Raw genomic sequence first — 10,361 nt, 5'->3', positions numbered from 1 at the left:
CAGTAATTCCTTAGCTCTTTGCACCCTTTTTCTCGTCAAATAATCGCTAAACGTAAGCCCCGTCTGCTCCTTAAAGAGCACGCTGAGATAGCTTGCATTCATATGCAAATGGTCTGCTGTATCGCGCATAGTGAGTGGCTTCTGCAAATTGTCTTTTAAATACTGAATCGCTTCTTGCACCTGCGGGCTGTAGCTGTCTTCTTCCTGCGCAATATCCAGCAGCTTCGGGTCCATTAGCTTCTCCATGCGCTCAATCCGGTGTTTGCTTTCTTCTCTTTTCATAGCAAGCTCTACCGCTTTAATAAGTTTAGTCTTATCCAAAGGCTTGAGCAGATATTCGACCACACCAAACTGCAGCGCCTTCTGCGCGTAATCAAATTCAGGGTGACCCGAAATAATGATGACGACAGGAGGTTGCGGCAGCTGCTCGTTTATTCGCTCCACTAAATCGAGCCCTCCGATTTCAGGCATGCGTATATCGGTGATTAGCAAATTCGCCTCGTTAAGCGTAAGCCACTCCAACGCTTCTATTCCATTGGACGCGATCTCTATCCGATATTGTCCAGCCGACCATGCTTCAAGCACTTTGCGTACGCCTTCCCTCGTTCTCGGTTCATCATCCACGATCAGTATGGTTTTCAATTGGAATTCCCCTTCCATGTTCATTCGGTATCTCAAAGGCGACGGTTGTTCCACTGCCGATCTCACTCTTTATTTCCAAGCCTTTGGTTTCCAAATGATAATAAAGCAGCAATCTTCGCTCCACATTGCTTATGCCAACTCCAGTTCCTTTGGAGGAAGCTTGATGCTGACCTTTGTCCATTGCTGCGTATAACGCCCGAATTTTCTCCTCATCCATGCCTGGTCCATTATCCGTTACAGCGATGCGAGTATAACCCGTCCGCTCAGACGGCTCGACCCGAACAACAACGGTGCCTGCCCCAATTCGCTGCTCAACGCCGTGCAGAATCGCATTTTCCACGAGCGGTTGAATAAGAAGCTTAGGAATCGGCACGCTGCGGCAATTTTCATCTGATTCAACCTTCCATGTCAGCCTATCGATCATGCGCATATCCATTATTTTCAAATACCGCTGCGCATGCTCAAGCTCATCACCGATCGTTACCCATTCATCCTCATCCGCGTGTGAAATGACATATCGGAACAAACCAGACATCGCAATAACAACATCCGCCAGCTCCTCTTCGCCTTTCTCATCCAGGGCCCAATAAAAGGCTTCCAGCGTATTAAACAAGAAGTGCGGATTAATTTGCGCTTGCAGCGCCTTCAGCTCCGTCCGGCTTTGAACAATTTCCTTCTGATAAACAACATCAATGAGCTCATTCAAAGAGCCAACCATCTGATTGTACGTATTATTAAGCTCGTTAATTTCCATCGTTTTGGACGTAACCGGTATCGGCTTCAAGGTCCCGAACTTCGCATTGCGCATCACTTTAATCAAATTCAATATCGGGCGAGTAATCATCGTTGATAAAATAAAAGTTAAAATAAGAAATAACATGCCGCCTACTAAAATCGAAACAATAATAACGGTACGCAAAATTGAAATGCCTTCGGCAGCATACTTTATCGGCGTTAAAATAATAATTTTCCAGCCGGTCATTTCCGATTTTTTCTCAATGGCCATGAAACGTTCTCCGTCCAGCGCTACCGTCTCATCCCCTTGATTAAGCATCTTCTCAACGTCTACTTCCTTCGAAAAATCGGAGGTAATCGTCTGATTCTCGGCATCGAATAAACCCATCATTTCGCTGGAATTATTGTCAGCGTTTCCATTCGATTCCGTGAGCTCAAAATATTTTTTATCAATTTGCACCATCAAATACCCTGCATGCGAGAAGGAATGGTCAATAAGCCGAACATGGCGAATCGCAATGATGGAATCGGGGTACCTCGGGTCCATCCCGAACCAGACCAACCTGCCTCTTCCCTTGTCCACAAGGCTGAGCCAGCCCGTAGATACCCGGTTGTCCAAGCTTATATCCGTAAGCGGGAACAGCATCCGATAGTCGGTTGTATACAGCTCCAATGAGCGAATCCCCGTTGCATAAGCTTCTTGCTTTCGTATCTCCTGCTGAAGGGATTGACGTTCTTCAAAGCTGATCTTTCGTCCTTGCACCTCTTGTGCCATCAACCGCTGGATCGTTGCGCTTGTTGCTACCTGCATCGTAAACGTATCGATCTGCCGCAGCAGCACATCCAGCTTGCCTGTCGCTTGAACAGCCGTTTGTTGAATATGTTTTTCCGCATTGTTGCGCAGCAGAACCGAAACTTGATCATACGTAAAAAAGCCGACCGCCCCCAGCACGATAACCATAACGAGCATGAAGCCAAGGAAAATTTGATTACGCAATGTATTCATTTGTCCGAAACGATTCATGCCTACACTCCTTGTCCCATTCATTTCGTTTTTACTATACACAATTAAGATAATAAAAAGAAAGCCCTATCATTTCCACTGCTAATATATTAATTAATTAGATTAATAATCCATTGTTCACTGTAATCAGATATAATGATCATAAGCTTATGGCATATCAGAGTATCTACTTGCTAATCATCTTAGAGAGGGGAATTCCGATGACCGTTGATTTCCTAGTACGCAATAACGTAAATCTTTTAGGCAAAGGTGAACAAACGATTGTATTTGCTCATGGATTCGGCTGCGATCAAGATATGTGGCGCTACATCGTCCCGAGCTTTAAAGATGATTACCGCATCATCTTGTTTGATTATGTAGGTTCTGGAGAATCACAAATCGATTATTATGAACCCGAAAAATATAGTAGTTTACATGGTTATGCGCAAGATGTCATTGAAATTATGGATACGCTGCATGTAAAGGATGCTATATTTGTTGGCCACTCCGTTAGCAGTATGATTGGGATGCTTGCATCCATTCACAATACGGAATATTTTAAACACATCATTATGCTTGGTCCTTCTCCGCGTTATGTAAACGACCTTCCTGATTATTATGGAGGTTTCCATAGGCATGAAATCGATGAATTGCTTCATATGATGCAAATGAATTTTATTGGCTGGGCGAGCTACCTTGCGCCAATCGTCATGCAAAACCCAGATCGCAAAGAATTAACTAGCGAATTGGAAAAATGCTTTTGCTCTAGAGATCCCCATATTGCAAGGCAATTTGCTGAGGTAACTTTTTTATCCGATTGTCGCGCTGATCTCATTCATGCAACCGTCCCTACCCTCATTCTTCAATGTTCTGACGACAGCATTGCTCCTATTGAGGTTGGCGACTATTTGCATGCTCATCTTAAAAACAGTACTCTTCAGCATATGCTAGCAAAAGGCCATTACCCGCACTTAAGTCATCCCGAAGAGACGACGCAATTGATCAAACAATATCTATCCAACAACTAGAACTTGAAGAGAGGCAGTCGTTACATGGATACCCAGTTAAATTATGCCCCCTGTGGATTTTTCACTATTTCAAGTACAGGGGTAATTCTAGAGGTCAATCAAACGCTGTTAAACATGCTTGGTTTTGACCGACAGGAACTGCTGAACCAACATCTTGAAACCACTATGTCTCTTACGAACAAACTGTTTTTTCATACCTATTTTTATCCGTATATCCAGCTGTATGGGCATGTGAATGAAATGTACTTCTCGTTTAAAACGAGAGACCAGCTTGATGTGCCTGTACTGCTAAACGGTATTCGTCACGAACGAGATGGCGAAATTGTCATTGATTGTGTCGTTGTGGAAATGCGCAAACGCATTGAACATGAGAACGATATCCTGCAAACCAAAACAAAGCTGGAGGAGCTTTATCGGGCAACCAATGAAGCGAACAAAAAGCTTGAACTTCTACATGAAGAATATGAAAGCAAACAATCGCAATTGCTAATTTTGAACCACCAGTTGGAAAAGCTAGCCTCAACCGATCCTTTAACAGGGCTCAAAAACCGAAGGTTTTTTCAAGAGAGCTTGCTCGCGTATATCGCATTATTTCAACAAACTGAGCTGCCATTTTCCCTTTTAATTATCGATATTGATCGTTTTAAAAGCATTAACGATACCTATGGGCATCCGGTCGGTGATTTGGTTCTTACAGAGCTGGCACAATTACTCGTATCCGCGTCAAGAGAAGACGACATTGTGGCTCGATTTGGAGGAGAGGAATTCGTCATTATTATTCCTAATACCAACCAGGAGAATGCCATATTAGCGGCCGAAAGGTATCGCAGCAAGACTGAAACAGCTCATTGGGGAGAATATCATGTGACGGTTAGTATTGGCGCAGCAACGATTACGCAGGAGGATACCGATCAATCCTTGCTTCAAAAAGCTGATCAAGCGCTCTACAACTCCAAAAAAAGCGGGAGAAACCGGGTCACACACTACTCCAATTTGGAGGAGGGCTAATCGCTTGTTCCCCATTTTGAAAACAAGAAATAGACCGAGAACCACATTTTCGAATGGTTTCGGTCTATTTTGATATCTAATTATCATATATTTCGATTCAGATAATAATAAATAAGTTCATCTCTTAATTCTGCTTCCTTCTCAAAATGCAGCCTATTCAGCAGTTGAATGGATTTTTCATTTTGCTGTTCCACGGTGGCTTCGATTATCGATAAACCCATCTGCTCAAATCCAAATGCTATTACAGGGAGCAGCGCTTCTTGCATTAGCCCCATTCCCCAGTATTCCTTAGCTAAATCAAATCCTATCTCTGCTTTAGGCTGCTCTCCTTGAATCCAGCAATGGAAACCGCAAGTTCCAACGAGTCTATGATCCTTTTTACTGAAAATCCCCCATCGGCAGCCCTTATCATCGATGTGATATTGAATAATCTCTTTGGCCTCGTTTAAATCTTTACATGGGTTTATATCCATAAATCTGGTCACATTTTCATCCGAAAAATGTTTAAAAACTGCATAAGAATCATCTAAAGTCAAAATAGAAAGCCTCAAACGTTCTGTCTCTAGTTCAGGAAATACAAAATCATAAGCAGTCAATTCACAACACCTCCACTCAGCTAAMCCTTTTACAAAAAGTGATCATACTCAATTCGCATTCTATATAAATTCAAAATTCGAACTTGTTCCTCACTTAATTGTTCATGATTCCAATACATATGCATCAAGTTGTATTCAAACAGCTGTTTCAATTTCAAAAAAAGAGGCAATGTGTCAACCATCTCCGGAGATAGCTCGTGCTCTTCTCTATACCCATCAAGGAGAGCTGCCGTAATGGACTGTCGATAGTCCTTTATGTTCCCTCCGCCTGAGAATGAGAATTCCATAGCAGAATAGATGGGCACAGCTAAATCAAAAATATTAAAATGTTTTTCACAATCTTGGAAATCAATCATCGTAATTTCAGAGCCGTCCACTAAGATGTTTTCTAGCCATAAATCACCGTGGATCAGTCCGTAGTTTGAATTATTTTTAGGTAAACCCTTAATCTTTGTTAAAAGATGATCCGCCATTTCTCGTATCGCTGTTTCTTCCTTCGGGATATATGTGAGAAAATCATATTCCTTATTTTCATACCAATCCTTAAGATGTGCCGTAGACTCACGATAGGATTGGGTTACACGATGCATCTTACCTATTTGTTTTCCAACCTTTTTAAGTACGGATGTGTTCCACTCCGCCCGTGGCAAATGAATGCCCGCCGCAGCTTTATATACAACGGCCAGCTTTTCTTCATCCAGCATGATCTTTTCAATATATTGATGATTAGAGGAGCGGACAGCTTCAGAAGCGCCAACGCCTTGATGGCATAAAAAATTCGTCCAGCTCACTTCTTCTGACTGCTCTTGATAGGTTTTATAGTTCGTTATTCGAACAAAAAAGGTGCCCTGCTCTGCAAGACAACGATAGATTTCATTGGTTACCGTCTCCACCTTATAACAACCAATAGAATAAGCTTCCTTAAGAAATTTCAATATTTGTTCTTCCATATTTGTATCCGCCTCGTTATAGATAGTTATCTAAACCACTTCTTTAGTTTACCATTTATAAACTTCGGGCTCCGATAAAATACAATTATACTTGTTCTTGGCATGGCCGAAATACTCTTATTGCAGCTATTTTCTATAATCTATAGTGCGTGAGCGGCTAGAAGCAGGCGATACGCAGGTGACCGCGCTTGTACGCCAAGCAGGTCAATATTTTGGCTACGCTTTAACTAACCTGCTTCATCTGTATAATCCAGATGTCATCGTGGTTGGCGGCAATACTCCGACATATAAGGGCTATATGGAAGCTGCCAAGGCTGCTCTTGAAGAACATGCGCTGCCTGAATTGTTGAAGTGCTGCAACCTAACAGAACCTAAGATTCATAACCGGGTCATCGCATTTGGCGCTAGAGAGTGGATAAGGAAGCTTACACAATAACCATATTTGCATAGCTTTATTTATTCATAAAGAACAGAAAAGCCGGACACCATTCGATTGAATGGTATCAGGATTTCTTGTAACTGCTCCTTATGTTGCTTCCCGCAAAAAAGAGCACCAGCAAGKTGCTCTTCTTATTCAATACACTTTTATAATGTCGAGGCGGCCTGGCCAACTAACGACGTCAGTTGATCATAATCAACTGTATTCCCTTGTTTAAGCTTAATGGTTTTCCGTTCAGGAGGACCGTCAAACAATGGCTCTGGAAACGATAGCTCACTTGCATTGAAGATCGTAAAGCTCACCGCATCCTTCGAAGTGGAAATAACGGCAGCGTATTTTCCATTTTTCAAAAAATGAGGTTTCTTATACTGTATGCGCTCCTGAACGTCTGGGATAGCTCCATGAACAAGCTTGCGCAGCTCAGAACTCAGCTCCACTTGCCAAGGCTCTTTTATCGCTGCGATAAAATCCGTTACTTCTTGATTCATATGATATTTCTCCTTTGTAATTGAAATTCTACCTGACTCTATCATTACGTCGAACGAGGATTAACAAAATCGACAGCATCATTAAAAAAAACTCAACTATTATTTAGCATGCCAATTTGGTCTCTCAAATCCGCTTCCAGTGCCATCATTCTTGAGCCTTGCAGCAAATTCGTATCATCAAGAAGCAAGCGGAGCTCAATTTCACCCTCACCGCCGTAGGCTGGGTTTGGCATACGCAGCGCAAATGCAATGGCTTCTTCCTCCGATTTCACATCAATCAGCGTAAATCCCGCAATTATTCCTTTTGCCTCCGCAAAAGGACCGACTACAACATTTGGCTTTTCTCCGTATTCGGAATACGTGATCCGCAGTCCGCTCGAGCTGGGCTGCAGACCTTCAGCAGCTAAGAGCACACCAGCCTCAGCAAGAGATTCATTGAACGAAGCCATCTCATCCATAAGCTGTCGATCGGGCTTTACACCAGCTTCAGATTGCTTGGTTGCTTTAACAATCAACATATATCGCATGTATATTTCCTCCCTATCGGTTGAGAACGGGGTGATTTCAAACCATCCTCTACTTCAGCAACGAATGGGGAGCTTCATAATCGACATGATCGTTATGTTTCATGACATTCATTTTCTTTATCCGCTTCTAAAGACAAGCACTCGGTAGCACGATTCAGCAGAAGCTCGCGCTCGCGAGCGTTACGTGTCAACGAAGCAGCACGCTCAAACTCTGTGCGCGCCTCATCCATACGGCCCAATTTAACCAGAAGATCACCACGGACGCTCGGCAGCAAATGATAGTCTTTTAACGATGCTGCGGACGTGAGCTCATCAACAATTTGAAGGCCGAACGCAGGACCGAAAGCCATTGCAATCGCTACCGCCCGATTTAATTCTACGATAGGAGACGGCATGACGCGCGACAAAGCTTCATATAAAGCGGCAATACGCGCCCAATCGGTCTCCGATGCCATCCGAGCTTTAGCATGGCACGCCGTAATCGCAGCTTGAAGCGCGTAAGGACCAAGCGGACGGCCGAGCTTTTGAGCTCGCTCAAGAGCGGTTAAGCCTCGGCGGATGAGCAGCTGATCCCATAAACCGCGGTTTTGATCCATCAGAAGAATCGGTTCACCCGCAGCATTTACCCGTGTTTTGAAGCGTGACGATTGGATTTCCATTAAAGCAACCAAACCATGCACTTCAGGCTCGGCGGGTGCAATTTCCGCAAGGATACGCCCTAGCCTTAGCGCTTCCTGACAGAGCAGCGGTCGAAACCAGCTGCCGCCGGAAGTCGCCGTATACCCCTCATTAAACATTAAATAGATTACTTCGAGTACAGTAGAGAGTCGTTCCTTGAGCTCATCGCCTACAGGAACCTCGAAACCAACTCGCAAGCTGCTTAATGTACGTTTCGCTCGAACAATCCGCTGTGCAATAGTCGACTCTGCTACAAGATAAGCATGTGCGATTTCATCCGTGGTAAGTCCTCCGAGCAAGCGCAGCGTCAAAGCTACTCTAGCCTCCTGAGATAGAGCAGGATGACATGTTGTGAAGATCAAGCGCAGGAGATCATCTCCGACCTCTCCGTCCATCGCAATATGAATATCTTCCTCGGTATATAAGACGGTTCCTCGTCCAAACTCTTCATATTTCTGGTCGCGCAGCTTGCTCCTCCTAATCATATCAATCGCACGGCGTTTCGCTGCAGTCATAAGCCATGCTCCTGGATTATCCGGAATTCCGCTTTCCGGCCACTTCTCTAGTGCAATAATAAGCGCATCCTGTGCAAGGTCTTCCGCAAGGCCGACGTCGCGAACCATCCGTGCCAACCCGGCTATAAGTTTGGCTGATTCAATACGCCAGATGGCATCAATTGTACGATGGACTGCAGACTGGCTCACGATTTTTTAGGCCTCTCCATCTGTTCACGAAGCGCGGCTTCCATAGCCAGCGTTTCCGGGTTTTGTGTCAAATCCATCGCATCAAGCACCTGCCGCAGCTCAATTTCACCCTCGCCATTACCATGGGGATCTGGCATCCTCATCKCCCATTCAATGGCTTCTTCCCTAGAATTAACTTCAATAAGCGTATACCCCGCTATGATTTCTTTGGCCTCAGTGAATGGACCGTCTATTACTTTCGGTTTTTCACCGGGATTTGGATAAGAAATGCGTATGCCGTTCGAGCTTGCTTGGAGCCCGTCCGCTGCGAGCAGCACGCCAGCCTTAGCCAATTCTTCATTGTAACGAAGCATCGCTTCGAGAAGCTCCTGACTTGGCATAACTCCTGCCTCGGAATCTTTAGTTCCTTTGACGATCATCATAAATCGCATATGTATTCCCTCCTGGTTTTATAATAGAGTCTCTATTATTGTTTTTACTCAGCTAATTATTTCGTCCTTATTTAAACGACGAATACCATTGTTCAAATTCGACTTAGCGAGTTAAAATGATGTCTATTAATTGCTCATGTTGTCCCGCTCCAGTTCATATCCGTTATTTATTCTTCATCTTTAAATAAAACTCCTTTATGGAGCAAGCACAGTGTATACATCATGAAGCAAAATAAAAACCTCTATGTCCGCCGCCTTCTGCAAAAGAGAAGAAGCGAGGCAAATAGAGGTTCTCGTATTCGTAAGTAATTTTATGCTTTTAACAATTAATCACATCAACAGTTTAAGTGGAAGCTTTGCTTTCCATCTCCCTTATATTAATGCCTTTATTTCACGCAGCATCTCACCTGCAAATGCCGCTAAAAGCTCACGATCAAACGTTTGTTTCCCTTTAACTCCGGCGTACTCGTCTAGGCACTTTCCAATCAAGTCCCGATACTCTTTTGGAAGAGCTTTGATGCCCCATTCTCCTCCTTCTTTTTTGGACGATATATTTCCTTCTCTCAGGTAGAACAGCACTCTACACAGGTTCAAGGTAATATACATCGGTTGATCCATAATGTCTTCCGAAGCCCCTTTAATATCATGATAAATGGACGCTAGAAAATACGTTTTATCGATAGGCTCATATAGCTCCTTAAGCGGCTTGCCATATAAGGTAATTCCGCGATAATAAGCGACAACCAGCTGCGATGCAAAATCATGATCCTCGTACCCGCCGCAAACATAGTTTTCGTCTGAGCGATATCTCTCCTTGTGGAAGTCAGAATAATGCATTTCACAGGGCGTAGGATAGACGAAGGAACTCAGGTGCGATTCCAAAACCATACTAAACTCCATACCTTTAGCATTTGGCATTTCATCATCCAGCGCCAACACTAACCTAGCCATCCTCTTTTTGCTTTCCTCGGTCAGACTCTCTTTGATCGCAACGATAAAATCGATATCGCTTCTATGGGGATGAAAGCATCCCATAGCCAATGAACCGTGTAAATAAATGCCCGACAAATTGTCGCCGAGCTCCCCTTTAAACAAAGAAACGATTTTATCCAAGTACAGCTGCATGCTTTTG

Annotated in this window: 12 protein-coding genes; 3 read left to right on the top strand and 9 right to left on the bottom strand. The window is 43.8% G+C overall.

Annotation, left to right across the window (positions count from 1 at the left end; all coding sequences use genetic code 11):
* The coding region (locus AC1DSE_RS08145) for a response regulator transcription factor (RefSeq protein ID WP_477527568.1) at positions 1-642 on the bottom strand (642 nt) is incomplete at its 3' end.
* A complete protein-coding gene (locus AC1DSE_RS08140; RefSeq protein ID WP_477510222.1) occupies positions 617-2,401 on the bottom strand; it encodes a sensor histidine kinase in 1,785 nt (594 codons plus the stop codon). The genes AC1DSE_RS08145 and AC1DSE_RS08140, both read right to left, overlap by 26 nt.
* 200 nt (positions 2,402-2,601) lie before the next feature.
* Between AC1DSE_RS08140 and AC1DSE_RS08135 the strand changes: the two genes are divergently transcribed.
* Positions 2,602-3,408: an alpha/beta fold hydrolase gene (locus AC1DSE_RS08135; protein WP_477510221.1), complete on the top strand. Its 807-nt coding sequence runs from the start codon at positions 2,602-2,604 to the stop codon at positions 3,406-3,408.
* 24 nt (positions 3,409-3,432) lie between these two features.
* On the top strand, positions 3,433-4,416 hold the full coding sequence (locus AC1DSE_RS08130) for a sensor domain-containing diguanylate cyclase (protein WP_477510220.1): 984 nt from the start codon (positions 3,433-3,435) through the stop codon (positions 4,414-4,416).
* Positions 4,417-4,499: 83 nt separating this feature from the next.
* Here the strand turns inward: AC1DSE_RS08130 and AC1DSE_RS08125 are convergent, their stop codons facing one another.
* Entirely contained in the window at positions 4,500-5,012 is a 513-nt protein-coding gene (locus AC1DSE_RS08125) for a GNAT family N-acetyltransferase (protein WP_477510219.1), read from the bottom strand.
* Positions 5,013-5,041: 29 nt separating this feature from the next.
* A complete protein-coding gene (locus AC1DSE_RS08120) occupies positions 5,042-5,962 on the bottom strand; it encodes a phosphotransferase enzyme family protein (protein ID WP_477510218.1) in 921 nt (306 codons plus the stop codon).
* 145 nt (positions 5,963-6,107) lie between these two features.
* Between AC1DSE_RS08120 and AC1DSE_RS08115 the strand changes: the two genes are divergently transcribed.
* Positions 6,108-6,398 (top strand): ROK family protein, encoded by a 291-nt coding sequence (locus AC1DSE_RS08115; RefSeq protein ID WP_477510217.1) that lies wholly within the window; start codon positions 6,108-6,110, stop codon positions 6,396-6,398.
* A gap of 149 nt (positions 6,399-6,547) precedes the next feature.
* Here AC1DSE_RS08115 and AC1DSE_RS08110 read toward each other — a convergent pair whose 3' ends face one another.
* The 5 genes from AC1DSE_RS08110 to AC1DSE_RS08090 all read right to left on the bottom strand — a co-directional run bounded on the left by AC1DSE_RS08110 (position 6,548) and on the right by AC1DSE_RS08090 (position 10,354).
* Positions 6,548-6,889: a DUF1801 domain-containing protein gene (locus tag AC1DSE_RS08110; protein WP_076268722.1), complete on the bottom strand. Its 342-nt coding sequence runs from the start codon at positions 6,887-6,889 to the stop codon at positions 6,548-6,550.
* A gap of 92 nt (positions 6,890-6,981) precedes the next feature.
* Complete coding sequence (locus tag AC1DSE_RS08105) at positions 6,982-7,416, bottom strand: YciI family protein (protein ID WP_477510216.1); 435 nt, start codon at positions 7,414-7,416, stop codon at positions 6,982-6,984.
* Positions 7,417-7,508: 92 nt separating this feature from the next.
* Positions 7,509-8,798: an RNA polymerase sigma factor gene (locus AC1DSE_RS08100; protein ID WP_477510215.1), complete on the bottom strand. Its 1,290-nt coding sequence runs from the start codon at positions 8,796-8,798 to the stop codon at positions 7,509-7,511.
* On the bottom strand, positions 8,795-9,229 hold the full coding sequence (locus AC1DSE_RS08095; protein ID WP_477527567.1) for a YciI family protein: 435 nt from the start codon (positions 9,227-9,229) through the stop codon (positions 8,795-8,797). Before AC1DSE_RS08095 ends, AC1DSE_RS08100 begins: the two co-directional genes overlap by 4 nt.
* Before the next feature lie 372 nt (positions 9,230-9,601).
* The gene (locus AC1DSE_RS08090; protein ID WP_477510214.1) at positions 9,602-10,354 is read right to left on the bottom strand and encodes an aminoglycoside adenylyltransferase domain-containing protein; all 753 of its coding nucleotides are present in this window, start codon (positions 10,352-10,354) and stop codon (positions 9,602-9,604) included.
* Positions 10,355-10,361: the final 7 nt, after the last annotated feature.

It is taken from the genome of Paenibacillus sp. 01L418 (genome assembly GCF_056400045.1).
The sequence above is the reverse complement of the archived record's forward strand: the minus strand, read 5'-3'. Positions and strand labels throughout refer to the sequence as shown.

What these genes read in the sequence shown, in the direction of transcription:
- AC1DSE_RS08140 (WP_477510222.1), bottom strand. Translation starts at nt 2,401, where the DNA reads ATGAATCGTTTCGGACAAATGAATACATTGCGTAATCAAATTTTCCTT.
- AC1DSE_RS08135 (WP_477510221.1), top strand. Translation starts at nt 2,602, where the DNA reads ATGACCGTTGATTTCCTAGTACGCAATAACGTAAATCTTTTAGGCAAA.
- AC1DSE_RS08130 (WP_477510220.1), top strand. Translation starts at nt 3,433, where the DNA reads ATGGATACCCAGTTAAATTATGCCCCCTGTGGATTTTTCACTATTTCA.
- AC1DSE_RS08120 (WP_477510218.1), bottom strand. Translation starts at nt 5,962, where the DNA reads ATGGAAGAACAAATATTGAAATTTCTTAAGGAAGCTTATTCTATTGGT.
- AC1DSE_RS08110 (WP_076268722.1), bottom strand. Translation starts at nt 6,889, where the DNA reads ATGAATCAAGAAGTAACGGATTTTATCGCAGCGATAAAAGAGCCTTGG.
- AC1DSE_RS08105 (WP_477510216.1), bottom strand. Translation starts at nt 7,416, where the DNA reads ATGCGATATATGTTGATTGTTAAAGCAACCAAGCAATCTGAAGCTGGT.
- AC1DSE_RS08090 (WP_477510214.1), bottom strand. Translation starts at nt 10,354, where the DNA reads ATGCAGCTGTACTTGGATAAAATCGTTTCTTTGTTTAAAGGGGAGCTC.